23 protein-coding genes are annotated in these 25264 nt (G+C 56.0%); 17 read left to right on the forward strand and 6 right to left on the reverse strand.

Going from position 1 to position 25264, the window contains the following annotated elements; translation table 11 throughout:
- Positions 1-37 precede the first annotated feature (37 nt).
- The 7 genes from V6575_RS11060 (at position 38) to V6575_RS11090 (ending at position 7172) form a co-directional block, all read left to right on the forward strand.
- Entirely contained in the window at positions 38-748 is a 711-nt protein-coding gene (locus V6575_RS11060; protein WP_340274387.1) for a GntR family transcriptional regulator, read from the forward strand.
- Positions 749-758: 10 nt separating this feature from the next.
- Positions 759-1880 carry a Gfo/Idh/MocA family protein gene (locus V6575_RS11065; protein ID WP_340274388.1) on the forward strand — a complete coding sequence of 374 codons (1122 nt, stop codon included), beginning with the start codon at positions 759-761 and terminating at the stop codon, positions 1878-1880.
- A gap of 155 nt (positions 1881-2035) precedes the next feature.
- Positions 2036-4411 (forward strand): heavy metal translocating P-type ATPase, encoded by a 2376-nt coding sequence (locus tag V6575_RS11070; protein WP_340274389.1) that lies wholly within the window; start codon positions 2036-2038, stop codon positions 4409-4411.
- A 10-nt stretch (positions 4412-4421) separates the two neighbouring features.
- Positions 4422-4817 (forward strand): Cu(I)-responsive transcriptional regulator, encoded by a 396-nt coding sequence (gene cueR / locus V6575_RS11075; protein ID WP_340274390.1) that lies wholly within the window; start codon positions 4422-4424, stop codon positions 4815-4817.
- Positions 4807-5226 (forward strand): c-type cytochrome, encoded by a 420-nt coding sequence (locus V6575_RS11080; RefSeq protein WP_340274391.1) that lies wholly within the window; start codon positions 4807-4809, stop codon positions 5224-5226. Before cueR ends, V6575_RS11080 begins: the two co-directional genes overlap by 11 nt.
- A 46-nt stretch (positions 5227-5272) precedes the next feature.
- Complete coding sequence (locus V6575_RS11085) at positions 5273-5767, forward strand: c-type cytochrome (protein WP_340274393.1); 495 nt, start codon at positions 5273-5275, stop codon at positions 5765-5767.
- Positions 5768-5771: 4 nt separating this feature from the next.
- A complete protein-coding gene (locus V6575_RS11090; protein WP_340274394.1) occupies positions 5772-7172 on the forward strand; it encodes a multicopper oxidase family protein in 1401 nt (466 codons plus the stop codon).
- 8 nt (positions 7173-7180) lie between these two features.
- Here V6575_RS11090 and V6575_RS11095 read toward each other — a convergent pair whose 3' ends face one another.
- Positions 7181-7414 carry a DUF3329 domain-containing protein gene (locus tag V6575_RS11095; protein ID WP_340274395.1) on the reverse strand — a complete coding sequence of 78 codons (234 nt, stop codon included), beginning with the start codon at positions 7412-7414 and terminating at the stop codon, positions 7181-7183.
- A 415-nt stretch (positions 7415-7829) separates the two neighbouring features.
- On the opposite strand from V6575_RS11095, the gene V6575_RS11100 reads away from it, so the two are divergent.
- Both V6575_RS11100 and V6575_RS11105 read left to right on the forward strand, forming a co-directional pair.
- A complete protein-coding gene (locus V6575_RS11100) occupies positions 7830-9149 on the forward strand; it encodes an NAD(P)/FAD-dependent oxidoreductase (protein WP_340274397.1) in 1320 nt (439 codons plus the stop codon).
- A 3-nt stretch (positions 9150-9152) separates the two neighbouring features.
- Entirely contained in the window at positions 9153-10475 is a 1323-nt protein-coding gene (locus V6575_RS11105) for an NAD(P)/FAD-dependent oxidoreductase (protein WP_340274398.1), read from the forward strand.
- Between the two features lies 1 nt (position 10476).
- Here V6575_RS11105 and V6575_RS11110 read toward each other — a convergent pair whose 3' ends face one another.
- From V6575_RS11110 to V6575_RS11120, 3 genes are all read right to left on the reverse strand, one after another.
- Positions 10477-11169, reverse strand: a complete 693-nt coding sequence (locus tag V6575_RS11110) for a GNAT family N-acetyltransferase (protein ID WP_340274399.1) — start codon at positions 11167-11169, stop codon at positions 10477-10479.
- Positions 11166-11696, reverse strand: coding sequence for a MarR family winged helix-turn-helix transcriptional regulator (locus V6575_RS11115; RefSeq protein WP_340274400.1), 531 nt, complete (start codon positions 11694-11696; stop codon positions 11166-11168). Before V6575_RS11115 ends, V6575_RS11110 begins: the two co-directional genes overlap by 4 nt.
- A 122-nt stretch (positions 11697-11818) precedes the next feature.
- Positions 11819-12982 carry a fumarylacetoacetate hydrolase family protein gene (locus tag V6575_RS11120; protein ID WP_340274401.1) on the reverse strand — a complete coding sequence of 388 codons (1164 nt, stop codon included), beginning with the start codon at positions 12980-12982 and terminating at the stop codon, positions 11819-11821.
- An 802-nt stretch (positions 12983-13784) separates the two neighbouring features.
- On the opposite strand from V6575_RS11120, the gene V6575_RS11125 reads away from it, so the two are divergent.
- The 5 genes from V6575_RS11125 to V6575_RS11145 all read left to right on the forward strand — a co-directional run bounded on the left by V6575_RS11125 (position 13785) and on the right by V6575_RS11145 (position 18893).
- Positions 13785-14660, forward strand: coding sequence for a heparin lyase I family protein (locus tag V6575_RS11125; RefSeq protein WP_340274402.1), 876 nt, complete (start codon positions 13785-13787; stop codon positions 14658-14660).
- A 134-nt stretch (positions 14661-14794) separates the two neighbouring features.
- Positions 14795-16447 (forward strand): energy-dependent translational throttle protein EttA, encoded by a 1653-nt coding sequence (gene ettA, locus V6575_RS11130; RefSeq protein WP_340274403.1) that lies wholly within the window; start codon positions 14795-14797, stop codon positions 16445-16447.
- 174 nt (positions 16448-16621) lie between these two features.
- Positions 16622-16978 (forward strand): hypothetical protein, encoded by a 357-nt coding sequence (locus V6575_RS11135; protein ID WP_340274404.1) that lies wholly within the window; start codon positions 16622-16624, stop codon positions 16976-16978.
- Between the two features lie 236 nt (positions 16979-17214).
- Positions 17215-17832, forward strand: a complete 618-nt coding sequence (locus V6575_RS11140) for an MOSC domain-containing protein (protein WP_340274405.1) — start codon at positions 17215-17217, stop codon at positions 17830-17832.
- 407 nt (positions 17833-18239) lie between these two features.
- Complete coding sequence (locus V6575_RS11145; protein ID WP_340274406.1) at positions 18240-18893, forward strand: hypothetical protein; 654 nt, start codon at positions 18240-18242, stop codon at positions 18891-18893.
- A gap of 38 nt (positions 18894-18931) precedes the next feature.
- On the opposite strand, the gene V6575_RS11150 is transcribed toward V6575_RS11145, so the two are convergent.
- Complete coding sequence (locus tag V6575_RS11150; RefSeq protein ID WP_340274407.1) at positions 18932-19255, reverse strand: DUF2293 domain-containing protein; 324 nt, start codon at positions 19253-19255, stop codon at positions 18932-18934.
- A 376-nt stretch (positions 19256-19631) separates the two neighbouring features.
- Here V6575_RS11150 and V6575_RS11155 point away from each other — a divergent pair, with 376 nt between their 5' ends.
- Entirely contained in the window at positions 19632-20264 is a 633-nt protein-coding gene (locus V6575_RS11155; RefSeq protein ID WP_340274408.1) for a helix-turn-helix transcriptional regulator, read from the forward strand.
- Between the two features lie 45 nt (positions 20265-20309).
- Here V6575_RS11155 and V6575_RS11160 read toward each other — a convergent pair whose 3' ends face one another.
- Complete coding sequence (locus V6575_RS11160) at positions 20310-21221, reverse strand: LysR substrate-binding domain-containing protein (protein ID WP_340274409.1); 912 nt, start codon at positions 21219-21221, stop codon at positions 20310-20312.
- A 212-nt stretch (positions 21222-21433) separates the two neighbouring features.
- On the opposite strand from V6575_RS11160, the gene katG reads away from it, so the two are divergent.
- Both katG and V6575_RS11170 read left to right on the forward strand, forming a co-directional pair.
- Entirely contained in the window at positions 21434-23635 is a 2202-nt protein-coding gene (gene katG, locus V6575_RS11165) for a catalase/peroxidase HPI (protein ID WP_340274410.1), read from the forward strand.
- A 434-nt stretch (positions 23636-24069) separates the two neighbouring features.
- Positions 24070-25155 carry a DUF2336 domain-containing protein gene (locus V6575_RS11170; RefSeq protein WP_340274411.1) on the forward strand — a complete coding sequence of 362 codons (1086 nt, stop codon included), beginning with the start codon at positions 24070-24072 and terminating at the stop codon, positions 25153-25155.
- Positions 25156-25264: the final 109 nt, after the last annotated feature.

A 25264-nucleotide genomic window follows, 5' to 3' on the forward strand; every position in this document is an offset into this window, starting at 1 on the left:
ATGTATCAATTTTACAGAGCACAGGTTGGCGCATCCCATGACGAGGGCTTCTCAAAATTCAAATGCGCTTCCGGTCTACATCCAGATCAGTGAGCTGCTGATCCGCGATATTGCCGCCGGTCGTTTGATGGATGGTGAGCGTCTGCCGCCGGAACGGGAGATGGCGGCGGATCTTGGAACCTCTGTCGGAACCTTGCGCAAGGCGCTGGCTGTGCTGGTCGACAAGGGTCTGTTGGAGCGGGTTCAGGGTTCTGGAAACTACATTCGTCAGAAGGCGCAGTTTGACAGTGTCTATGCCATGTTCCGGTTGGAGCTTCTGGCGGGGGGCGGATTGCCGAGGGCGGATGTTCTGGATGTCACGTATCTTGAAAAGCCTGATGATCTGGCGCCATTCGGATCCTCTGACATGGCATCTCGTATCAGGCGCGTGCGCTATCTGAATGACACGGTGATTGCCCTTGAGGAGATCTGGCTGGATGGTTCGGTTGGCAAGGTCGTTCAGGACGAGCTGTCAGAGTCGCTCTATCATTATTATCAAAAGCAGCTCGGCTTCTGGATTTCCAGGGCGGAGGATCGGGTCGGCATTGGTGCGGTTCCCGCGTGGACGTCGGAGATGTTCTCCAAGCCGTCTGGCGAGCTGGTTGGCTATGTCGAGCGGATGAGCTGGGCGGATGCTGCAACGCCAATCGAGTTTTCGAAAACCTGGTTCGACACGGATAAGGCGCTCTACGTGCAGCGCCTGAAATAAGGAATGAAGAATGTCCGGAATGGTAAGCTACGGCATTATCGGCTGTGGGATGATGGGGCAGGAACACCTCAGGAATATTGCCTTGTTGGCGGACACCCGTGTCAGCGCTATTTTTGAGCCGGATGCAGAGATGGCGCGCCGCGCTCGCGAATTCGCGCCGGACGCTGTGTTTGTGAGTTCCATCGACGCCTTGCTGGACGTTGAAGATCTGGACTGTCTCGTAATTGTCAGTCCGAATTTTTGCCATGTTGCCCAGATGGAGGAGATCCGGGCCAAGCGCCCTTTGCCCATTCTGGTCGAAAAGCCGCTGTTTACAGATCTTGAGGACCTGGCTCGTATCGAGGTGTTCAAGGCGACCTATCCGGCACCGGTCTGGGTGGCGATGGAATACCGTTATATGCCGCCGGTCGCAGCACTGCTTCAACAGGCCGTTGAGGCAACGGGTGGCATCCGAATGCTGTCAATTCGGGAGCATCGGTTTCCATTTCTTGAGAAGGTGGGCAACTGGAACCGGTTCAATCGTTACACCGGGGGCACCTTGGTCGAAAAGTGCTGTCACTTCTTTGATCTGATGCGCTTTGCCTTGAAGTCGGAGCCTGTGCGGGTCATGGCGTCGGCTGCGCAATCGGTGAACCACTTGAACGAAACCTATGACGGCGAAACGCCGGACATTCTCGACAATGGCTATGTCATCGTTGATTTTGAAAATGGAGCCCGTGCTCTGCTTGAGCTTTGCATGTTCGCGGAAGGCTCTCGCTATCAGGAAGAAATTTCCGCTGTTGGCCCATCTGGTAAAATCGAAGCCTTTGTTCCGGGGCCTGGGCGTCTCTGGCCGGAGCATCTCGGCGAACCGCCGGTGCCTCAGGTCATCATCAGTCCTCGCAGTCCCCGAGGACCGCAGGTTGTCGACATTCCGGTTGATCCGGCGCTTTTGGAGGCTGGCGATCACAACGGCTCGACCTTCTATCAGCACGAAGGGTTCTTGCAGCTCGTGCGAGGCCAGAAGGCTGTCCCGGAGGTGTCCTTGAACGACGGTCAGATGGCGGTCCTGATGGGGATGGCAGCTCAGCAATCGGCGCGGACAGGGCAGGCTGTTTTGGTTGCCGATGTCGCTGGGCAGTCAACGAAATAAAGTGCGAATTGGAGCGAAACCCGGTTTTGTTGAGACACTATCGCTCTTGATGGGCGTCTGAGTGCCTGAAGCGTTGGCTAAGGGTTTTTGCGTCTTGACCTTCCAGTAGATGGAAGCCCTATCTGTTCCCTGTAAGTTGCTCACAGGGATCGATCATGAACGGCGAAGAGATCAGCGCAGAGACTGAAACGCATACCGCTTGCTGCGGTGGGCACGCGGCAGAGGCCGCTTCGCCGGGCGCGAGTGTCATCGATCCTGTTTGCGGCATGACGGTGATGCTGGGCAAGGGCAAGCCAAGCCTGACCTACAAGGGTGAGGACTATCATTTCTGCAGCCAGAAGTGCCACGACCGCCTTGAGGCTGATCCGTATTTCTTTCTGTCTGGCAACAACAAGCGCAAACCGCAGCCAGCGGCAGCCAATGCCCTTTTCACCTGTCCGATGGATCCGGAGGTTGTCCAGGAGGGACCGGGAACCTGTCCGGTCTGCGGCATGGCTCTGGAGCCCATGAGCGGGGCGTCTGATGAGCCAAACCATGAATTGATCGACTTCACCCGCCGCTTTTGGGTGAGTGCCCTTGCCACCATTCCCCTGCTTTTCTTGACGATGGGGCCGATGATTGGGCTTCCGGTTCGCCAGCTTTTGGGTGAAACCACGTCTGTCTTCGTGGAGTTCCTTCTGGCGACGCCGGTGGTTCTGTGGGCCGCTGCGCCGTTTTTCCAGCGTGGCTGGACCTCGCTGAAAACGCGGAATTACAATATGTGGACGCTGATCATGCTGGGCGTCGGAGCAGGCTATCTCTACAGCACGGTGGCGGCCTTCTTCCCTGCGGTTTTCCCGGAGCTGTTTCGCAGTGAAGCCGGTCATGTGCCGGTGTATTTCGAAGCTGCGGTTGTGATCGTCGCGCTGGTTTTTCTTGGGCAGGTGCTTGAGCTTAGGGCGCGGGAACAGACCGGCGATGCGATCCGCGCACTGATGAACCTTGCGCCAAAGACCGCCCGGCGGATCACACCTGACGGCGATGAATATGACGCACCGCTGGAGAATATTCTGGCCGGGGACAGATTGAGAGTGCGTCCGGGTGAAAGTATTCCGGTCGACGGTTTGGTGCTGGATGGCCGGTCTTCCGCGGATGAAAGCTTGATTACCGGCGAAGCTGTTCCGGTTGAAAAGACCCAGTGGGATGGCTTGACCGGTGGCACGATCAACAAAAAAGGCACCTTGGTGATGGAAGCGGTCAAGGTTGGCGACGACACGGTTCTGTCGCAGATCGTCGAGATGGTCGCAGCGGCACAGCGCTCCCGCGCGCCGATCCAGAGCCTTGCGGATCGGGTCGCCTCCTATTTCGTTCCGGCTGTCGTCGGAGTTGCCGTGCTGGCTTTTCTGGCCTGGTTGGCGGTCGGGCCAGAGCCGTCCTATGTCTTTGCCGTGGTATCAGCGGTCTCCGTTCTGGTGATCGCTTGTCCCTGTGCGCTGGGTCTTGCCACGCCCATGTCCATCATGACGGCGACGGGCCGAGGTGCGCAGGCGGGAGTCTTGATCAAGGACGCTGCCGCTCTGGAACGCATGTCGCGGGTCGATACGCTGATCGTCGACAAGACCGGAACCCTGACTGAGGGAAGGCCAGTCCTCAGTGATGTGGTGCCTCTGCAAGGCTTCAGCGAAGCAGACCTTCTGGCACTGGCTGCAAGTCTGGAAACCGGATCTGAGCATCCGCTTGCCGATGCGATCGTGGCTGGCGCAACGGAGCGCGGTGTGAAGGCAGCCGCTGTTGAAGACTTTGAGGCGATCACCGGCAAGGGTGTGACCGGGATTCTGGACGGCAAGGCAATTGGGCTGGGCAACGGACGTCTCATGATTGACCTTGGTGTTGATCTCTCAGCGCTGGCCTCCAAAGCCGAGGGGCTGGCAGAGGACGGCAAGACGGTGATGTTCCTGGCGCAGGATGGCAAGCTGGCGGGGTTGGTCGCCGTCGTTGACCGGATCAAGGACAATGCCGCCGAGACCATTCGTCAGATTCAAGGCGCGGGCCTGCGCATCATCATGGCGACGGGAGATACGGAGCGGACTGCAAAGGCGGTTGCAAGGGAGCTTGGCATAGGTGAGCTGCGGGCCGGGGTGTTGCCGGAAGACAAGAAGGCGCTGGTTGACGAACTCCATGCAGCAGGCCGCTTTGTTGCGATGGCGGGCGACGGGGTCAATGATGCGCCAGCGCTTGCCGCAGCCGATGTCGGGATTGCCATGGGAACAGGTGCTGATGTGGCGGTCGAATGCGCAGGCATTACGCTTTTGAAAGGGGATCTTTCAGGCATCTTGCGGGCGCGCCGTCTTGCGGTGGCAACGCTTGGGAACATTCGGCAAAACCTGTTTTTTGCCTTCATCTACAATTCCGCCGGTGTGCCAATTGCGGCCGGGGTGCTGTATCCTTTGACGGGGATGTTGTTGTCGCCAATGCTTGCGGCCGCAGCCATGAGCCTGTCTTCTGTGTCTGTCATAGGCAATGCCCTGCGGCTTCGCCGCCTGAAACTGTGAGGAGCCTGGCATGAACATTGGGACAGCTTCAAAACAGTCCAGCCTTCCGGCCAAGACGATCCGCTATTATGAGGATATCGACCTGATCCGGCCGGCGCGGGCAGAGAATGGATACAGGGATTATTCCGAAATCGATGTGCATCGGCTGCGGTTTTTGCAGCGTTCGCGCAGTCTCGGGTTCACCATCGATGAATGTCGGCTTCTGTTGTCGCTCTATGATGACGAGAACCGGGCAAGTGCGGATGTGAAGGCAATCGCGAAGGCGAAGATTGCCGAAGTGGATCGCAAGATTGTGGAGCTTGAAGGCCTCAAGGATACACTCAGTGCTCTGGCGCAAAATTGCCATGGCGATGAGCGGCCTGATTGCCCGATCATGGATGACCTGGCGAGGGCGCATGAAGAGTAAAATTCCTGCAGGGATTGCTGCGTTGATGCTGCTCACCGGACTGTTGTGGCGCTTCATCGAGGCTCAGCCTGAAACAACAGAAGACTTCGGCACGCCGCTTGTGAAGGTGGAGGTTCCCAAACTTCAGGGTGAGGCAAAGGCGGGAAAGGGTTTGTTCAACGGCAATTGTGCGAGTTGTCACGGCGCAAATGCGGCAGGACGAGAAGGCGTCGCGCCGCCGCTTGTGCATCGGATCTATGAACCGAGCCACCATAGCGATGGCGCTTTTGTCATTGCTGCCTTGCAGGGTGTTCGGGCCCATCACTGGCCATTCGGCGACATGCCGAAGGTGGAAGGCGTGACACAGGAGGATGTCGTCAAGATTATCGCCTATGTCCGGGCCCTGCAAAAGGCCAATGGGATTTTCTGAAGCCATTGCTAGGTAGCAGATTGGCGTTTGACGTTTGGGGGAGAACATGAATATCAGGATTTGGATGTGTGCAGGCATTTTTGGCCTGATTGCCAGTAGCAGTCTCGTTGTGAAGGACGTGTCAGCTCATGGCGGGGCGACGGGCATCGTCAAGCAGCGTATGGACGCGATGAGTGAGATGGCCAGGTCGATGAAAACAATTGGCGGCATGGTCCGCAGCAAGACGCCTTACGATGCGGAGGCCGTTCGCAAGGCTGCTGCCTACATGGAGCTTCATGGCGGGACGGAGCTGACCAAACTTTTCCCAGAGGGAAGTCTGATGAAGCCCAGCGAGGCAAAGCCGGACATCTGGCAGGACTGGGAGACGTTCAAGGCTCAGGCTGATGATCTGAAAAACAGCGCAGCCGTCCTGAAAGACATGTCAGGCAATGGGCTGGCAAGTTTGGGCGCGGATGGCGTGCTGTCTGTTCGCCAGGCGTTTGCCGCAGTTGGCAAGACCTGTTCTGCCTGCCACCAGAAGTTCCGGATCAAGAAGGACTGAGGTCATGGATATTTCCAGGCGTGGCGTATTGGCTGGCACGGGGGCGTCCATGGTCGGTCTGGCTTTGCCCCGGGCATCATTTGCCCTTGCAGCGGACGGTTTCCTCGAAATCACAGCAGAGCCAAGTGAGCAGAAGCTCTACAAGGATGACGCGCCTGCCTCGTTGCTATGGACCTACAATTGCACCGCGCCGGGGCCGGAAATTCGGGCGAAACGAGGCGAACGGATCAAGGTTCGGTTGATCAACAAGCTTGAGGAACCAACATCCATCCACTGGCACGGGATCCGGATCGACAATACGATGGATGGTGTTTCCGGCCTGACTCAGAAAGCTGTGCCACCCGGCGAGATCTTCGAATATGATTTCGTTGCACCGGACGCTGGGACCTATTGGTATCATGCACACAACAAGAGCTGGAATCAGGTGGTGCGGGGGCTCTACGGCCCGCTGATCATTGAGGAAGACGATCCGGCTTTCGATATGGATCACGATCTCACGCTGATTATGGACGACTGGCGGCTGGACGATCAGGGGATACTGGATCTGGAGAGTTTAGGCTCGCTGATGGACTGGTCCCATGCAGGACGCCTTGGGAACTGGTTGACTGTGAACGGGGGCAGCCTACCCGAATATACTCTGGTTGCAGGCGAGGCTCATCGCATACGGCTGGTGAATGCATCGAATGCGCGTATCCTCCAACTTGATCTTGCCAGCCTCGGGGCGAAGGTGCTTGCCTATGATGGCCAAGCCTTCGAGGTGCCTAAGGAGGCTCCCTCTGGTGGCTTTCTGATCGGACCGGGACAGAGGGTGGATCTCTTGCTGGTCCCTGAGCCTGGAGCGCGTATGGCTTTGAGGGAGGTCTCCGGTGGAGATCCCTTTGACTTCGCGCTTCTCAAGGTAACTGCCGGGACTAATAGACAGGCGCCAGTACCATCTCTTCCGGTCAATGCGCTGCCTGAGCCGGACCTTGATGCCGCAACGACGCTGACGCTGGATATGACCGGTGGTGCTATGGGGCAGATGGGCGCGCTGTCCTACAAGGGTCAACCCTTGACCCGCGAGATTATGCGCGAAACCGGTCAACTCTGGGGGCTGAATGGGGTGGCTGGGCTGCCGGAAACGCCTTTTTTCAAAGTGCGCAAAGGCGAGACGATCCTGCTGCAGGTCGTCAACAACACCGCCTTTGCTCATGCCATGCATACCCACGGCCATCACTTCCGTATTGTCGCGCAAACTCTTGCCCTCGTTGACGACACGGGGACGTGGCGCGACACGTTCCTGATTGGTCCCGGGGAGACAACAACCATCGCCTTCGTTGCTGACAATCCTGGCAAATGGCTCTTGCACTGTCACATGCTTGAACATGCAGCAGCAGGTATGACAACCTGGTTTGAGGTTGTTTGAACCTTGCTTCAGGTCTTGTCTTCGGATTCTGGCGCGGGTGTTTCCGATGCGCTGGCGTCCTTTGGTTGTTTGAAGTCAATCAGGAAGGTCCAGACGGCATAAGCTGCAATCGCCAGCGTGATCCAGCCCCAGGTCTCGTTGCCGTTGTAAAATTCAAATGCTGCCCAGCAGGCGCAGAAGACGACAATGGCTATGCGCCGCCACAAGGGGCGAAAGAACGGGTGATCAGAATCTGAGATCATGGATGAGCCTCGTTTGAAATGTTGGTCTGTTCTAGCTGATCTTGTTGCTGGATGCACGTCGCTGTTGGTGGGCGTATTGAATGCGTGTTCACGGCCTCGGTCAGCTCACCATTTACGTTTCCAGTTTGTGGCGTGGCTGGTCGCGCTGCTGAAATGCCAAATTCTGAATTAGGCAGATGACTGATTCTCGAAATAATCCTATTCAAACAGTCGTTTTGTGTAGTGGAATGTATTTGGGGAAAAATGCATTCCAGCTATGCTGCAGATCCCCAAACGTCACCTGTTTAGCCGTCTAATACAGAAGACAAAGGAATATGTTTTTCAACTTGCCAAAGCTGGAAAACAGGTGGAATGTCACAGCCTTGGCAGCTATCGCTGCGATTTTACCAGAGCCCGGATAAGGTTTCCGAACTTCATGCTTTCTTCCCTTGATCTGCTGACAGCCAACGATGTTCAAGGTGTTCATGCACCCTCCTATTATGCTGCGACGGCAAACCGGCAGACGGATCATCCGGCGCTTTCAGCAGATGTTTCCTGTGATGTTTGCATCATCGGTGGTGGCTTCACGGGCCTGTCGAGCGCGTTGCATCTGGCTGAGCGCGGCTTTGATGTTGTGCTGCTTGAAGCTCACCGGGTGGGCTGGGGCGCGTCAGGGCGGAACGGAGGTCAGGTCGGCACTGGCCAGCGGGTTGAGCAGACGGTGCTGGAAAGGCGGCATGGGCTGGATCAGGCCAAGGTGCTTTGGGATCTGGCGCTGGACTCCATGGATGTCACGCTTGACTTGATCCGCGACCATGAGATCGCTTGTGATTATAGGCCGGGCGTTTTGCACGCGGACCACCGCAAGGATTATGTGCCCGAAACAAGAGACTATGTTGAGCACCTGAACACAGTCTACGGCTATGACAAGGTTCGCTTCGTAGATGAAACGGAAGTGCGTCAGATGGTCGGCAGTCCCGCCTATCACGGCGGATCCCTTGATATGGGGTCCGGGCATCTGCATCCGTTGAACCTTGCGCTGGGCCTTGCCGGTGCTGGTGTTGCAAAGGGTGTAAGGGTTTTTGAAAACACCAAAGTGCTGTCCTATGAGCCCGGTCAAACCGTGACGGTGAAAACGGACAAGGGCGAGGTGCGGGCCAAGCATCTCATCTTGGGGTGCAATGGCTATCTGGGGAAGCTGGACAAGAAAACGGCTGCCCATGTGTTGCCGATCAACAATTTCATTGTCGCGACTGAGCCGCTTTCAGATGCTGATGCAAAGGCGCTGATCCGTGACAATGTCGCCGTTGCTGACAGCAAGTTCGTCATCAATTATTTTCGCCTCTCGGCAGACAGCCGGATGTTGTTTGGCGGCGGTGAAACCTATGGCTATCAGTTTCCGGACGACATCAAGTCCTTTGTCCGAAAGCCTATGGCGGAGATCTTTCCTCAGTTGAAGGATGTTCGGATTGATTATGGTTGGGGTGGCACTTTGGCGATTACGCCCAAACGGATGCCCTATTTTGCGAAGATCCATCCAAATGTGCTGAGTGCCTCCGGTTACTCGGGCCACGGTGTGGCCATGGCGACTTTTGCGGGCAAGGTTCTGGCAGAAGCGATTGGTGGTTCAGCAGAGCGCTTTGATGCCTTTGAGCGGATCAAGGTTCCTTCTTTCCCCGGTGGTGACAAGTTGCGGCATCCTCTGCTGGTGCTGGCCATGACCTGGTATGCCCTGCGCGATAAATTGGGAATTTGAGCGATGACACGTCCTGGCAAACGTGAAGGGATTTCTATCGGCAGCTATTGGGAAGCTTCGGTCGGAATCATCAAGGAAGACCGGCAGTTGGTCGGGGACGCCAGGTTTGACGTTGCCATTGTCGGTGCCGGATTTACGGGGCTTTCCGCAGCGTTGAGACTGGCAGAGGCTGGTGTCTCAGTCTGCGTTCTGGAGGCCAACCGGGTTGGCTGGGGTGCTTCGGGTCGCAACGGCGGGTTTTGCTGTTTTGGTGGCACCAAGCTGTCGGAAACTCAGTTGATCAAACGGTTCGGTCTGGATGAGGCCAAGCGGTTTGTTGCCTATCAGATCGAGGCGATGGAGACCGTCAGCGATCGCCTGGACCGCTGGAATCTCGATGTTGACCGCCATTCTGAGGGCGAAATCTATCTTGCCCATCGTCCCAAGGACTATGCCGGATTTGCCGGCTACGCTGAGTATTTGAGGGGGACATTCGGGATTGGCGCAAAGGTTCTGTCGCCAGACGAAATGAGCGCACGCGGAATACGCGGGCCTGAGTTTCACGGTGCGATGCATGTGCCCTTTGGTTTTGCCTTGAACCCGATGAAATATGTTCAGGGGCTTGCCGGGAAAGTACGTGAAGCGGGTGCGCGTATCTATGCACATACTTCGGTTGACCGTTTTGAGAAAGATGCAGGCGGTTGGCGTTTGAACACCCGCCATGGAAGTGTGCGTGCGAACAAGGTGATCCTTGCGAGCAATGGCTATTCCGATGAAAAAACGCCGAACTGGCTCGGTGGCCGTTTGATGCCGGTCATGTCGTCCGTTCTTGTCACGCGCCCGTTGAGTGATGCCGAGCTGAATGAGCAGGGTTGGACCAGCGACCTGATGGCGGCGGATACGCGCACTTTGCTGCATTATTTTCGGTTGATGCCGGACAAGCGTTTCCTGTTCGGCACCCGTGGCGGCATTTTCGAAACGCCTGCATCACTCGATGCGATGCAGCGCCGTGGCAGGGCCGATTTTGATCGGATGTTCCCGGCCTGGGCCCATGTGGAGGCCGAGCATCGCTGGCACGGGCATATTTGTATGGCCCGCGACCTGTCAGCTTTTGTTGGGCCTGTGCCGGAGATGGAGGGCGTGTTTGCCTCCATGGCCTATCACGGCAGCGGTGTCGCCATGTCTTCGCTGTCCGGCGAGAAAGTGGCCGATCTGGCATTGGGTCGGATCACTCAAGCAGATCTTCCAGCCGCGCTTTCAAAGCCGTTCCGCAAGTTCCCGTTTCCGGCGTTCCGTCAGCTGTATCTGCAAGGGGCTTACTGGTGGTACGGCCTCAAGGATCGCTAAATCATGGTGCGTCGGCGCGGCTGACGACGGCGACATTGACGTCCCGGTTGATCTCGAAGCCGAGCTTTCTGTAAAGGCTAATTGCCCCGTCATTATCAGCCCATGAATGGAGAAACGGGGTTTCTCCTCTGGCTGTGATCTGCTCGGCGATGAAGGCTGACAATTTTGCCGCATAGCCACGGCCGCGATAATCCGGATGGGTGCAGACGCCGCTGATTTCCGAGTAACCCGGTAGTCTGACGCGCTCCCCCGCCATGGCCACCAATTTTCCATCTTGCTTGATACCGCAGAACTGGCTGAGCTCATGGGTTCGGGCCAGAAAGGGACCGGGTTTGGTCAAGGCTGCCAAGGCACGCATTTGCGCGCTGTCCTCGGCGCTCAGCTTTTCAATTGTTTCCTCTGAGGCTGGCAGGACTGGAGAGGTTTGTTTGACCAGCATCACGCCGGGTCTCGATGTGCCTGCAACAAGCGTGTCAGGCAGAACAATAGCGTCTGCCTGCATCAGATAGATGGAATCGTTTTCTGGTCCAACCAGACTAGCCAGAGCTTTGAGGCTCTCAGGACTGTCATCTTTGCTGGCAGCAAAGGGCGATACGTCTTTGTGGAACCGCAGGGCCAACGGCGTTCCGGTTGCAAAGCGGGTGTGATGGCTGGTAAGCGAAGACCACACCGCACGTGCGAGGGGATCAGTCATTGCGGTGTCCTTGTTGTGAGAGGTGTTTGTTCGATGCCTTTTGGGCTGGCTTCGAGGGCGCGCTGCTTCAGCGACTTTTCGGCCAAAATGTCTTCCAGTTGGGACAGCTGCTCCAGCAGCGAGCCTTGCAGGCCTTCGCAAAGCGCGGCCACGGCTTGTTCCACGGCGGGCCAATGCAAACGCTCCAACTCGGCAATGCGCGCCGCGCCGTGTTCTGTTAGATGTATCTTGCTGATCCGCCCGTCGGACGGATCACTTTGAGCGGTCACAAGGTCGGCAGATTTCATCTTGCCGATCATCCGGGTAACACCCGGTTGGCTCTGCCCGAGGCTGGCTGAAAGGTCGCCTATGCTGAGCGGTCCGTTGCGGACCAAGGCTGCCAGAGCCGAGTTCTGCGGCGAGGGCAGATCCTGTCCGGTGAGGGCGCCGGACAGCTCTTGCGCATCCGTTTGAAGCTGTTCGCCCAGTCGTCGCAACCGGCTGCCCAATGTGGCGTAGCCAAGGGCCTTGATGACATCTTCTACCATGGAACTCCTCATAAGATTACATGATATATAACTTGTTATTTAAATGGGCGCAAACACTTCGTTTCCCCTCTCATTCAGCCATCAACAGCGCTGTTTTGCGCCGTTGATGGTGTTTCAGAAATTCAGAGAAGATCCCGGCCAGCCAGGTTCTTCATCAAGGCGGTGGTGCCGAAGGTCCAGGGTGTTATCTTGTCGGTGCGATCTACCACATTGACCAATGCGCCAAGGCGGGGACAGGAAATCTCGACCCGGTCGCCAATTTCATGGGTGAAGCCCATGCCCTCGCCACGGCGATCCTTTGTTGGCGCAAACATGGTGCCGAGGAACAGCATTGCGCCATCTGGATACTGATGATTGGCGTTGAGCGTCTGGCTGGCAAGATCTGACGGCGAGCGGCTGATCGAGCTCATGTGCGAGACGCCGGACATGTCGAACCCGTCCGTTCCGGTGACTGTCAGTGATACATCCAGTTCGCCGATGGCGGAGACCGGAAAGCTGTCATCGACCAGCCGGATGAAAGGGCCAATGGAGCAGGAGGCGTTGTTGTCCTTTGCCTTGCCAAGCAAGAGGGCAGAGCGGCCTTCCACATCGCGCAGATTGACATCATTGCCGAGCGTTGCTCCGACAATCTCTCCGTCCGAGCGAAGGGCCAGAACCACTTCAGGCTCCGGGTTGTTCCAGTTGGAAATCGGATGGATGCCAACCTTGGCGCCGCCGCCAACGGAGGCCATCGGAGGCGCCTTGGTGAAGATTTCCGCGTCCGGGCCGATGCCGACTTCCAGATATTGGGACCACAGATCCATCTCCTGCAAAAGCGTCTTGACCTTGGCTGCCTGCTCCGAGCCTGCCTTGACGCCCTTGAGGCTGGATCCGATCACCGGGGTCAGCCGGGCGCGGATTTCGTCAGCCCGTTTCGGATCGCCCTTGGCCTGTTCCTCGATCACCCGCTCCAGCATGCTGTCGGCAAAGGTCACACCTGCGGCCTTGATCGCCTGCAGGTCGCAAGGTGCCTGCAGGGTGCCGGCTGACCCATCCAGAAAGGCGTCAATGTCGCCAAGAGCCGGAAAGGAAGCAGGGTCTGACAGGTGGGCGGTCAGGTCCGGCATGTCGAGCAGCTGTGTCATGGTCGGGGCGAGACCGGCAAGATTTCTGAGGGTGACACCATCGACCAGAACCGGGCAGGGGCCTTGCTCGCTGTTGGACCAGACCCGGCCCACAAGAACTGCGCCTGTTTCCTTTGGCAGGATGTCTGCTGCGCTGCGTGGGGTGCTCGTTTGGGATGTCATGATCAGTTTCCTCCGTTCCTCCCGGGCAAAGTCCCCGGTGTATTTGTTTTCGGCGGCACCTTAGGGACCATGTATCCCTGCCTGCAAGAGCGCGTCGGCTGATTGCGGTACGGGTGTGCATTTGCGTCGCCCTTGGTGACTGCTCCCTGGAGGCGGCAACACGAATCCCGCCGCAAGGTTTCCCTTCGACGTTTTGGCTACTTCAACGCTCCCTCAAGGAGCGGGATGGCAGACGCGCCGGACTTGCCGGGCGAAAATAGTGGGAAGTTGGGGATGACAAGGCGACGCGCCTGCCCGGTTTTCGTTTCCCAAAATGACAGGCTCTTGCGCCTTTCTCTTTTCTGCGCGGCGAAAGTGGGGTGTGGCCTTCGCTTTGCCAGATATGAGGCGCGTCCCTGATGGGGGCGATGCCAGATCCCATCGCCTCGGTCAGGGTTTGCCTGTCACCGATGCCAGCTGCGGTCCGTTACACCGCCAGCCGACACCTCGAAACCCGGTTCCCGCCACCGCGAACGGACGGTCCGTACTCGGCCCCGCGTGATGGGAACGACTTGAGCATACGGCAGGTTCATTCGCTGGGGGATTAGTTATTTCTTCGCACCCAAAGGACTGTTTTTCTTCGCCTTTGAAACAGTCGATCTGGGAAAAGAATATTTTGGGGTGTTGCTTCTGCTTGGGTTTGGCCAAATTGGAGATAACCTGAGCCTGAGCCTGAGCCTGAGCCTGAGCCTGAGCCTGAGCCTGCGTCTGGACCTAAACCTGCAGGCTTGCGGTGAGTTTTATAGAGGATGTCAATATGTGTATGAATGATGGCGACAAGATAGTCGCTTGTGATAATGAAAATTGCCCGCACCTGCCCGAGAATGTCAAACGCAAAGTCCCTGAAGACTTTCGGGGCTTCCAGCATTCCCAGATGGGTGAACCACACAACCAGTATCGTCAAATTTCCTGTCCAGCAGAATTGCAGAAGGTTCTATGGTGTCCTAATGACGTTGGGGATAATAATAAAGTTGAAGTGTTCACTTTGAAAGATAGTTGGTCAAGCGGTAGTGATGTGGGCAAAAATCGCGCTAGGTCCGAGCTTTCAGAGATAGAAAAGAAAGAGGCAAAAGATAATGAGCATATGACATATAGCTGGTGGTTCCGCATCCCAGACGGCTCTCATTTATATCGATGTCAAGTCTCTAATATCATTGGGCAAATTCACAATGGAGTTGAAGAAAGTGCACCCCTAGTGATCTTGAAATTGCGTAACGGCAAACTGTGGCTTAATTGTCATTTTCTTGAATCTGAGATTTACTATTCTAAAACGTCTTCTGAATCCAATCCAGAAAAAGAAATTGCCGATCTCTCAAAACATGAGGGGAAATGGCTGAAGGTTGTTCTAGTAATAGAATTTCAACATAGTAATAAGGCCCCTGTAAAAGTTAAGGCATCTTTAAGTTGTAAAGGGAAAGAATTGAGTGAAGATTCGAAAAACGGAAAAAATTGTTTTGATACAAAAGAAATAAAACCACTTAATTTAAAAGAATATCAGTTTAAACCATATTTTAAGTATGGATTATATCGCAACCTGAACAACAGGAAACCATGTGATTGCGGATGCGGTGACAAGGAATACAAAATTCAATACGCTGGGGTGAGTATTTGTCGGGATCAAGTCTCGGACGGCAAATAAACATGGATCCAATGACGATCTATTCTTTAGCGAATGGTATCGATCTCTACCCCATTGCCCCAAGCGGTATCTTCGCCTAAAACGCAGTCAAAGATTTCCTTATCCTGATTCAGAGACCGGAGAAGCGGAGCCCCATGGCGCGCCAGTTCATCTATCACATGCACGGACTGTCGAAGTCCTACACCGGGGGCAAGAAAGTCCTCGATAACGTCCATCTGTCGTTCTATCCGGATGCCAAGATCGGTATCCTGGGCCCGAACGGTGCAGGTAAATCGACCCTTTTGAAAATCATGGCCGGTCTGGACACGGACTTCCAGGGTGAAGCCTGGGCGGCTGAAGGTGCGCGGGTCGGCTATCTGCCGCAGGAACCGAAGCTGGATGAGACCAAAACGGTCAAGGAAAACTGCATGGAGGGCGTGGCCCACAAGCAGGCTATCGTTGATCGCTATAATGAGCTGATGATGAACTACTCCGAGGAGACCGCCGACGAAGGCGCGAAGCTCCAGGATATCATCGATGCGGAAGATCTGTGGAACCTCGACAGCAAGGTCGACATGGCGATGGAAGCCCTGCGCTGCCCGCCGGAAGATGCCTCAGTGGAAAACCTGTCCGGTGGTGAGCGCCGCCGGATTGCCTTGTGCCAGCTGCTCTTGTCCGAGCCTGACCTGCTGTTGCTCGATGAGCCGACCAACCATCTTGATGCCGAGACCGTTCACTGGCTTGAGCGTCATTTGCGCGAGTTCAAGGGCTCCGTGCTGATCATCACCCATGATCGCTACTTCCTTGACAACGTGACCGGCTGGATCCTGGAACTCGACCGTGGGTCGGGCATTCCTTACGAGGGCAATTACTCCGCCTATCTGGAGAAGAAGTCCAAGCGTATGGTCCAGGAAGGCCGGGAAGACATGGCCCGCAACCGGGCGATTGCCCGCGAGCGTGAATGGATGGGCATGTCGCCGAAGGGTCGCCAGACCAAGTCCAAGGCGCGTATCAAGGCGTTTGATGATCTGTTGTCGGCTCAGGAAGAGCGGGTGCCATCCATCGAGCAGATCCTGATCCCGGTTGGCGAGCGCCTTGGGGCCAATGTCATCGAGGTCAAGAATGTCTCCAAGGGCTTCGAAGACCGCCTGCTGATCGATGATCTGTCGTTCAAGCTGCCACGCGGTGGCATTGTTGGCGTGATCGGCCCGAACGGGGCTGGTAAGTCGACCCTGTTCAAGATGCTGACCGGCCAGGAAAAGCCGGATGACGGTGAAGTCATTGTCGGTGAAACGGTCCACATGGGCTATGTGGATCAGTCCCGTGATGCGCTGAACCCGGACAACAATGTCTGGGAGGAAATTTCCGGCGGTGCCGAGGTGATCTACCTCGACGACAAGGAAATCAACTCACGGGCCTATTGCTCGTCGTTCAACTTCAAGGGTCCTTCCCAGCAGGCGAAAGTCGGCGATCTGTCCGGTGGACAGCGCAACCGGGTGCATCTGGCGAAGGTTCTGAAGCAGGGCTCCAACGTGCTGCTGCTCGATGAGCCAACCAACGATCTGGACACGGAAACGCTGGCAGCGCTGGAAGATGCGCTGGAAAACTACGCCGGTTGCGCCGTGGTCATCTCCCATGACCGCATGTTCCTCGATCGCCTTGCCACACACATGCTTGCCTTTGAAGGCGACAGCCATGTGGAATGGTTCGAGGGCAACTTCGAGGACTATGAGAAAGACAAGGTCCGCCGCCTGGGTGCCCACGCCGCCGACCCGCGCCGCATCAAGTACAAGCCGCTGACGCGGTAAGGGCTTTACGCCTTGAGATTTGGAAAAGCCCCGGAGGAAACCCCGGGGCTTTTTGTTTTTCTGGCGGCGTCTGGTTAGCTGGTTTGACGCGAGGCGGTCAATTGCCAGCCGATCAAATGCCGTCCGCCGTTTTCATTCGGGCTCCGAAATGCGGTTTGCTCAAGGGAACGGCAGGTGTTTCTGCCTGCCGCGCCTTCTTTGAGGCCTGACGATCCTAACTTGTCGGTTTCGCAGGTGGTTGCTTGCCCGCGACCCACTTCAAGTCGGCGGGCCATTGGACTGTTTTTACGCCTTGCGGAGTTGTGTGCCACTCTGGTTGTCTTTCCAACTGTTGTACCTGATACAGCTGTTGCACCGCCGCAAGTCGCATCGGTGGCGGCTGTGGAGGCTCCTGCCGCTGCCCCGCCTGTTGCTGTGACCCGCCCAGCATCTCAACAGGCACAGGTGCAGGTGGATGCGAATGGGCAGCCGTTTATATTGGTCAATGGTCAGAAATTCCTGCTTCAGGCAGCCGCACCAGTGGCGGATTGAACAATAGATTTACTGTTAATTGGAACGGTGAGGGGCTGTGCGGCTGTCCCGCCGTTTTTTTCTAAGCTGCTACACTCAAGCGTTAGCTCAAGACAACGGTTGGGGCCGTTTGCTTTCTCTGCGCGGGTCTGGGCTGCCCATCGCGCTTGGTTATGGGTTGATCAGCGTCTTTGATTGGTCTGTCGGCAAGGCTTGGGGTAAGTCTTTGGCCAAGATGACCTGCGAAAGGGCCTTTCATGACTTCGTCCATTACCGATACTCTCGACGCGCTGGCTGTGACCCGCGCGCGCAAGCTGACAGGGTCAGTGTCTGCAGTCCTCAAGACGCCCAAGCCCGGTGATTTTCCGACACTGCCTTGTGATGCGCTGGATCTGGGGTTCGAAGGGATTGACGGGGATCGGCACGGCGGGTTCACGCGCAAGTCCGGCGGTCGAGAGCCCTGGTATCCGCGTGGCACGGAAATGTGTAATGAGCGGCAGCTGTCACTGCTTTGCCCGGCGGAGCTAGCGCTTGTGGCGCAGCGGATGGAGCTGGATGTTTTGGAAGCTGCGTGGATAGGCGGCAATCTGCTGCTGGACGGCTTTCCGAATTTCTCGCTTATTCCACCGCGCACACGGCTGGTGTTTGAAGGCGGGGTCGTGATCCGGGTCGATGGCGATAATGCACCTTGTCGGTCGGCGGGCAAATCCATCGCCAAACAGGTGCCGGAGCGAGAGGGACTGGATCTTCTGTTCCCGAAGGTTGCAAAGCGTTTGCGCGGCCTGGTCGGGTATGTTGAGAAGCCGGGCACAGTCCGGCCTGGCGAAAGCGTGACGGCTGTTATTCCGGAGCAGTGGATCTACGATCCTGCATAACGTCAGGGCTTTGCGCTGAGCTTCAGCTTTGCTTGCCAGAGGGGTGAGTGTCTGATCTAACGCCGCACGCGTTCCTGCACCTGCGATATCCCACTCAAGCCATTGATGACGAATAAGTCGGCAGGCGACCTCGACGATAGCAGGATTCCGCCTGTACATCGTATCGGAAGGTGCCCTGGTGTGCCGTGCCCGATGCTTGAGAGTAATACTTAGGTGTCGTTGCGGCAGGTTAATGGCTGCGGTAAATAGGAGTGTGTCTTTTTATTCTTCTATTTAAGGGTGGTGTGATGGTTCGCTTTGGATGTGTTTATTATTTAGCGGTTTTTCTTTTAAGTTTCCTCACTTTACCATCACTGGCGAATGCACAGGCCTATGAGTTCTATGGGGGCGAAGTTTTGGCGTCGCGCGTGTCGGGATCGACTTCGGTTATTACGCGGGATCTGAAAATCAATGTGAATGCGATCAATCCGTTCAACCCTGCTGGCACGCCGGTTCGGCTGCGTCAGGAAGGCGTTGGTAGTATTGAAATGCGCGAACGCAGCGACGAGCCTTGCCACGTTCGGGTTCGTTATCACAGCATGAACGGGTCGGTTTCCTATGCCGGATCGAGTGGTTTTTTCGACTGCTCCAACAATCAGAACCGCCGACAGGGTACGCAGCGCACCGCCAAAAAGGTGGAGGTGGCGAGATTGCACGTGGCGCGCAGCGTTCAGGTTTGCCGGGGCAGTGGCGGCAAGGTCAAGGGGGTGGAACTAGAGGGGATTGACGGGCGTTGCCTCAGCAGCGCAAACCCGGCCTATTGCCCGCTGCAGAACCGGCCAGCCTCGATGTTCTCCGTCGGTCATTTTGAACGGAACAATTGTCCTGGCAGCAACTCAGGCTCTGCCGATAGTGACTGGGGAACGCAATCGTCTTATTGCGGATCGGTGCGCACGGGTAATGGAAACATCCGCACTCCGACTGCCATGGTGGGTGTCCAGCTGCATATGAATGATCGGGGCAATCGCAGCGTGATCATCGGTATGCGGGCGATCTGCAAGAAAGTCCGGTTTCTGCAGTAGCCGGTTTTGAAGCCGCGGGCGGACTCTCTGTTTGTTGTTCAGCTTTGGTTACCGGGACTGTCTTCTTCAGCGTCCAGCCGTTTGGTGCTGCCCCAGTCCTCCAATATCTCGTTCATGTCGTCCAGAACGAAATAGCGGGCGGCATCTCGGTCGTAATCGTCGTTCAAAAGAGCATCATAGTCCGTATGCGCATGACGAATGCGGCTGGTGGTGGCCTGCCACAGGGCAATGGACGGCGGCAGATGGCGCAGGTGACCGGCGCTGGCAGTGTCCAAAATCGCTTCAGCGTCGATCATCGGCACCCGCGGGGCAATTTCTCGCAGCGCCTTGCGCAGGTTCTTCTGCCGCTTGGTGCCGGTCATTGCTTTGTCGATCCTCACTTTGATGGTCATAGCTTAGAGCGGTTCATCGCTTGAGCCAATCATGTCTCCTGTCGATGTCCTGACGCTTGGACATCTCACGCGACAGTTTCTCGCGGTTCCCAATGACGTCACTCAACAATTCATCAGGAATTCTTCGCATGGATGAGTGGTAACGGCGGCGTCTGTACCAGCTAACCAAATAGCCCAAAAGGCGGTGCTGGTACGACGTGCATTGCGACTGTGTCTTTGGCTGCGTGAACATAAGCTGCCTCCTTAAAGAAAGAAAATACTTTTTTTATTATGATCGCTTTTGCGGTGAATTCAATATGAAAAGCAAAAACTTTTTTTAATTGAGACTTCGTGATACAAAGGGCTCATGTCTGATCGAACCAAAACCCGGCTGCTCAACGCCTTGAAAACCGCGAGCCCGCAAACTGCGGCGAACCTTGCCAAGCGGGAGGGCGTGACCTCTGTTGCCGCCCGCCAGCATCTGGACAGTTTGTTGTCTGAAGGGCTGGTTGACTTTGAAGATATCAAGGGCGAGGTCGGGCGGCCGAAGCGGGTTTGGTCCTTGACGGCTCAGGGACATGCCAGGTTTCCGGATAATCATTCCGGCCTGATCGTTGGCCTGCTGGACGGCTTGAAGTCGCTTTATGGCGAGGAAGGCATCGAGCGGCTGATTGCCCATCGGGAAGCGGATTCGTTACAGACCTATTCAAAGGCGCTGGATGGCAAGGTTGCCCTGAAGGACAAGCTGCAGGCGTTGGCTGATGTCCGCTCCAGCGAAGGCTATATGGCCAGTGTGGAGCAGGACGCGGACACGGGCGGTTATCTGTTGATCGAGAACCATTGTTCGATCTGTGCGGCTGCCACCGCTTGTCAGGGATTTTGCCGTTCGGAAATGAGCCTGTTTCGTCAGGTGCTGGGTGAAGGCATTGATCTCACCCGCGTGGAACATCTGCTGTCTGGCGGACGGCGGTGTGTGTATCGCGTCAAACAGGCGGCTTAAGGTTCAGACCCTAACAATTGGATACGGACCCTAGGCTAAGACTGCTCACCCAACCATCCGGCAACCCGCTTCGCTGACGGTTGTTCTCAGTGTTTCCAGCAGGGTCTCAAAGTCCTGTTTTCGAGGGGAGGACTTGCGCCAGACGAGACCGACGGTGCGCGCTGGCTGAGGATCCTGAAACCGCTGCAGCAGAACCCGTTCGTCGCGCACTTCCACTTCGGCGCAGATTTCCGGCAGCAGCGTCACGCCATAACCGGCCGCGACCATTTGCATGACGGTGGCCAGGGATGTGGCCCCAAGGGCATTTTTGCCCGGCGCTGGAAGGCCCTGGCAATAGTTCAAAGCCTGATCCCGCAGGCAGTGACCTTCTTCCAACAGCAGCATGTTTTGCGCATTCAGGTCGCTTGCCCTGACCCGTTTGCGCGGATCGAGATCAGGATCAGCCTGCCGTGCCAGCAAGAATCGGTCAGTGAAAAGCGGTTCGCTGGCCAGACCGGCATTGAAGACGGGCAGGGCGATGATGATTGCGTCCAGATCGCCTGCCAAAAGCTCCTGGGTCATCGGCTCGGTGAGCGTCTCCCGAATGGTCAGCTGCAGTTCTGGATGAGACGTGGCCAGCGCAGGCAGGATGCGGGGCAACAAATAGGGCGCGATAGAGGGAATGATGCCAAGGCGCAACGGCCCTGACAAAGGCGAGGACATCTGTTTGGCATAGTCCATCAAATCCCGCACATCAGTCAGGATTTTGCGGGCGCGGGTGACAACTTCTTCGCCCTCTCGGGTCAGGCGCACCATATTGGGCTGTCGTTCCACCAGCTGAACGCCCAGTTCTGCCTCCATATCCTTGATCTGCATGGACAGGGCCGGTTGGGACACATTGACAGCGTCTGCCGCCTTGCGGAAATGCAGGTGGGTTGCGAGGGCTTCGAGATAACGTAGCTGGCGTAATGAAATCATGGCTCGATCAGAATAACTGATCGCAGATTAGAATCAATACAATTGGACCTGATCGAGTGAACCCCCATATACAAGTTGCAAATCAATGGTGCTGATCAGCCGTTTGGCGGTGTTCGGCCGGGAGAGTTAGGGACGTGGCGGAGCCATTATCCCCTGAGGCTGTGGGTTCCGACAGGAACCTTCTTGAAAATACAGAATGAATGGAGAGAAACATGGACGCGAAAGTTGAAAAGACAGGCATGTGCCCCGTGGCGCACGGTGCGACCAATGTGAGCATGCAGTCCAACAGTGACTGGTGGCCGAACCAGCTCAACCTCAATATTCTTCATCAGAATTCGCCCCTGAGCGATCCGATGGGCGAGGATTTTGACTATGCAGAAGAGTTCAAGAAGCTCGACCTTGCTGCCGTCAAGGCGGACCTTACCGCGCTGATGACGGACAGCCAGGATTGGTGGCCTGCCGATTTCGGTCACTATGGTGGCTTTTTCATTCGTATGGCCTGGCATAGTGCCGGTACTTACCGCACAGCAGATGGCCGTGGTGGTTCAACCTCCGGATCACAGCGTTTTGCGCCGCTCAACAGCTGGCCGGACAACGTCAATCTGGACAAGGCGCGCCGTCTCATCTGGCCGATCAAGCAGAAATACGGCAACAAGATTTCCTGGGCCGATCTGATGATCCTGACCGGCAATGTTGCTCTTGAATCCATGGGTTTCAAGACATTCGGCTTTGCCGGTGGTCGTGCTGATATCTGGGAACCTGAAGTCGACATCTTCTGGGGCGGTGAAAACGTCTGGCTGGAAGATGACACGCGCTACAGCGGCGAGCGTGATCTTGAAAACCCGCTGGCTGCCGTGCAGATGGGCTTGATCTATGTGAACCCGGAAGGCCCGAATGGCACGCCGGATCCTCTGGCATCGGCCCGCGACATCCGTGACACCTTTGGCCGGATGGCCATGAACGATGAAGAAACAGTCGCCTTGATCGCCGGTGGTCATACATTCGGCAAGACCCATGGTGCTGGCGATGCCGGGCTTGTCGGTGAAGATCCTGAAGCCGCCGGTCTGGCGCAGCAGGGTTTTGGCTGGTCCAGCAAGTTCGGCTCGGGCAAGGGCGGTGACACGATTTCCTCCGGTCTGGAAGTGACCTGGACCGAGACGCCGACCAAATGGAGCAACAACTTCTTTGAAAACCTGTTCGGTTATGAGTGGGAACTGACGAAGAGCCCGGCTGGTGCACATCAGTGGACGCCGAAAAATGGCGCTGGCGATGGCAAGGTTCCAGATGCCCATGACGCATCCAAAAGCCACGCTCCATCGATGCTGACGTCTGATCTGGCGCTTCGCTTTGATCCTGTCTACGGCGAAATCTCCCGTCGCTTTTATGAAAATCCTGACCAATTTGCCGATGCTTTCGCCCGTGCATGGTTCAAGCTGACACACCGCGACATGGGGCCGAAGGCTTGTTACCTAGGCTCCGAAGTTCCGGCTGAAGATCTTCTCTGGCAGGATCCGATTCCAGCTGTTGATCATGCCTTGGTCGATGCTGCGGATATTGCGGATCTCAAGACAAAGATTGCCGCAACCGGTCTTTCCGTCTCCGAGCTCGTCTCAACGGCCTGGGCATCCGCTGCAAGCTTCCGTGGGTCCGACAAGCGCGGTGGTGCAAATGGTGCACGTGTTCGCCTGAACCCTGCGAAAAGTTGGGAAGCCAATGAACCTGCGAAACTGGCCAAGGCTTTGGCAGCTCTGGAAGGCGTTCAGTCCGCTTTCAACAGCGCTCAGTCTGGTGACAAAAAGGTGTCTCTTGCCGATTTGATCGTGCTGGCAGGTTCTGTTGGTGTTGAAAAGGCGGCTAAAGCTGCCGGTCACGACATTGAAGTTCCCTTCACGGCGGGACGAATGGATGCAACACAGGATCAGACCGACGTTGAATCCTATGACATGCTGGAGCCAGCAGCTGACGGCTTCCGCAACTTCCTGAAGACGAAGTTCACAGTGCCTGCTGAAGAACTGCTGATCGACAAGGCTCAGCTCCTGGGCCTGACTGCACCGCAAATGACGGTTCTGGTCGGTGGCATGCGTGTTCTTGGCGCGAACCATGGCGGCTCAAAGGATGGCGTCTTTACCGACAAGGCAGAGACACTGACCAACGACTTCTTCGTAAACTTGCTCGACATGAGCACGGAGTGGAAGCCCGTCAGTGAAGCTGAAGACGCCTTTGAAGGTCGGGACCGCAAGAGCGGCGATCTGAAGTGGACCGGGTCTCGTGTCGATCTGGTGTTCGGATCCAACTCCCAGCTTCGTGCTGTTGCTGAGGTCTATGCCCAAAGCGATGCGCAAGCGAAGTTCGTGCGCGATTTCGTAGCGGCCTGGACCAAGGTGATGAATGCGGATCGTTTTGATCTGGTTTAATTACCGCTAGAGACATGTTGAATATCTGCAAAAGGGCGGCCGTGAGGTCGCCCTTTTTGTTTCAGCGCGCAGTAAAAACCTGAATGAAGGAGAAGCCTGAATTGTTGGGAGGCATTCAGTCGCGGGAATGCAGTGTGCTGTCTGCGGTCATTTGATCTGAGACGTTGGCCAGTGGCTTCCTATTGTGGGCGAAATTCATCGATAAAATTACGTATTGTGAAAACTATTTTTGATTATTTTCTCATTGAATTTGATCGTTGTTTTTTTGTTTAGTTATTAAAAATCAATAAGATATGAGAATGAATTGCTGATGTCGTCTGGTTGTCGGCACATTTTAATAAAATGTAATTTTATTCTTCTGGGTTTCGTTTTGGGCTTTTTTAAAACTCTTGGTCATTTTGGCTCGGTAGAGTGGTTTAATCAGGTGGCAAGTGATGTCGGAAGTGTTGAAAACCGAACTGGTGAATTTTCGAAACCTTAATCATGGTGGCGATACTTCCAGAAGTGCGGAGCTGGCTCGGCATGTAGCAACGCTTTTTGCGTATACTTCAGACCGATGCTCTGATGAACAGGTCGATATATACGACAGTGTTCTCCTGCGCCTTGTGGGCATGGTTGAAACCGAGGTTCGCCATTTTGTTGCCGAGAAGATGGCAGGTCTTCGCCGAGGGCCAGAAGAAACCATCCGCAGGTTAGCTGAAGATGATATCGAGATTGCTGAGCCTATCTTGAGGCGATCGACTGTGCTGCGTGATGCGGATCTGGTGCGCATTGCAGGTGGTAAGAGTGACACTCATCGGCTTGCCATATCGAAGCGCGAAGTCTTGTCCGAAGAGGTTACGGAAGTTTTGGTTGTTTGCGGAGACCTGATGGTCAAGCGGCAGGTCGCACGTAATCCCGGAGCCGTGTTCTCTGATGCTTCCATGGCGAACCTGATTGATTACGCCGCAAGCGATGCGACGATCCAGATATCGCTAAGTGAACGTGAGGATCTTGCTGAACATCATATCAAGCAGCTCGTCACCCTGGCGAGTGAAGAGGTGCGCAAGGTGTTGATGGCACGTGGCCGTAAAGCAGATGCGGATCGGTTGCCGGAAGCTGCTGAACTCGCTGCCCAGCGGCTGACCAACGAGTATTGGCTCGGGCGGTATGATTTTGAAACCGCTCGCAACAGGGTTCTGCGGCTGGCCAAACGCGGCATGATCAATGAGATGGCATTGCGCCGGTATGTGACCGAAGATCGCTTCGCGGAAGCCGTCGCGGCTTTTGCCTGGATGGCGCATTGTGGTGTGGAAGAAGTCAGCCACTGGATGGTGCGGGAGGATCCTGAGCCGTTCCTTGTCATGGCCAAGGCAGCTGGTCTGTCCTCGATCACGATCAGCGGGCTACTGTCCATCGGTGCATGGCGCGTGCGCCTTTCTGCGAAAGCCAGATTCCATGCCATCGAGACCTTCAACATGATGACTGTTGCAGAGGCTGAACGTCGCATGGCCCATTGGAACCATGTGGTTTTGAACTGATCTTCGCTCCGGAATTTTGCAAAATGCCTGTCTACTTAACGGCGGTCTGTTTATCAGATCGCCGTTTTTGTCTTGCATAGAAGTATCGACTTTGAATACGTAGGGGTAG

The organism is Roseibium algae (assembly GCF_037783265.1).
GTDB lineage: Bacteria > Pseudomonadota > Alphaproteobacteria > Rhizobiales > Stappiaceae > Roseibium > Roseibium algae.

Excerpts from the sequence above, each read along its gene's own strand:
- V6575_RS11140 (WP_340274405.1), top strand. The coding sequence starts at position 17,215 with ATGACTTCGTCCATTACCGATACTCTCGACGCGCTGGCTGTGACCCGC.
- V6575_RS11170 (WP_340274411.1), top strand. The coding sequence starts at position 24,070 with ATGTCGGAAGTGTTGAAAACCGAACTGGTGAATTTTCGAAACCTTAAT.
- V6575_RS11060 (WP_340274387.1), top strand. The coding sequence starts at position 38 with ATGACGAGGGCTTCTCAAAATTCAAATGCGCTTCCGGTCTACATCCAG.
- V6575_RS11100 (WP_340274397.1), top strand. The coding sequence starts at position 7,830 with ATGCTTTCTTCCCTTGATCTGCTGACAGCCAACGATGTTCAAGGTGTT.
- ettA (WP_340274403.1), top strand. The coding sequence starts at position 14,795 with ATGGCGCGCCAGTTCATCTATCACATGCACGGACTGTCGAAGTCCTAC.
- V6575_RS11150 (WP_340274407.1), bottom strand. The coding sequence starts at position 19,255 with ATGACCGGCACCAAGCGGCAGAAGAACCTGCGCAAGGCGCTGCGAGAA.
- V6575_RS11115 (WP_340274400.1), bottom strand. The coding sequence starts at position 11,696 with ATGGTAGAAGATGTCATCAAGGCCCTTGGCTACGCCACATTGGGCAGC.
- V6575_RS11095 (WP_340274395.1), bottom strand. The coding sequence starts at position 7,414 with ATGATCTCAGATTCTGATCACCCGTTCTTTCGCCCCTTGTGGCGGCGC.
- V6575_RS11125 (WP_340274402.1), top strand. The coding sequence starts at position 13,785 with ATGAATGATGGCGACAAGATAGTCGCTTGTGATAATGAAAATTGCCCG.
- V6575_RS11080 (WP_340274391.1), top strand. The coding sequence starts at position 4,807 with ATGAAGAGTAAAATTCCTGCAGGGATTGCTGCGTTGATGCTGCTCACC.
- V6575_RS11110 (WP_340274399.1), bottom strand. The coding sequence starts at position 11,169 with ATGACTGATCCCCTCGCACGTGCGGTGTGGTCTTCGCTTACCAGCCAT.
- V6575_RS11155 (WP_340274408.1), top strand. The coding sequence starts at position 19,632 with ATGTCTGATCGAACCAAAACCCGGCTGCTCAACGCCTTGAAAACCGCG.
- V6575_RS11065 (WP_340274388.1), top strand. The coding sequence starts at position 759 with ATGTCCGGAATGGTAAGCTACGGCATTATCGGCTGTGGGATGATGGGG.
- V6575_RS11160 (WP_340274409.1), bottom strand. The coding sequence starts at position 21,221 with ATGATTTCATTACGCCAGCTACGTTATCTCGAAGCCCTCGCAACCCAC.
- katG (WP_340274410.1), top strand. The coding sequence starts at position 21,434 with ATGGACGCGAAAGTTGAAAAGACAGGCATGTGCCCCGTGGCGCACGGT.
- cueR (WP_340274390.1), top strand. The coding sequence starts at position 4,422 with ATGAACATTGGGACAGCTTCAAAACAGTCCAGCCTTCCGGCCAAGACG.
- V6575_RS11085 (WP_340274393.1), top strand. The coding sequence starts at position 5,273 with ATGAATATCAGGATTTGGATGTGTGCAGGCATTTTTGGCCTGATTGCC.
- V6575_RS11120 (WP_340274401.1), bottom strand. The coding sequence starts at position 12,982 with ATGACATCCCAAACGAGCACCCCACGCAGCGCAGCAGACATCCTGCCA.
- V6575_RS11105 (WP_340274398.1), top strand. The coding sequence starts at position 9,153 with ATGACACGTCCTGGCAAACGTGAAGGGATTTCTATCGGCAGCTATTGG.
- V6575_RS11090 (WP_340274394.1), top strand. The coding sequence starts at position 5,772 with ATGGATATTTCCAGGCGTGGCGTATTGGCTGGCACGGGGGCGTCCATG.
- V6575_RS11070 (WP_340274389.1), top strand. The coding sequence starts at position 2,036 with ATGAACGGCGAAGAGATCAGCGCAGAGACTGAAACGCATACCGCTTGC.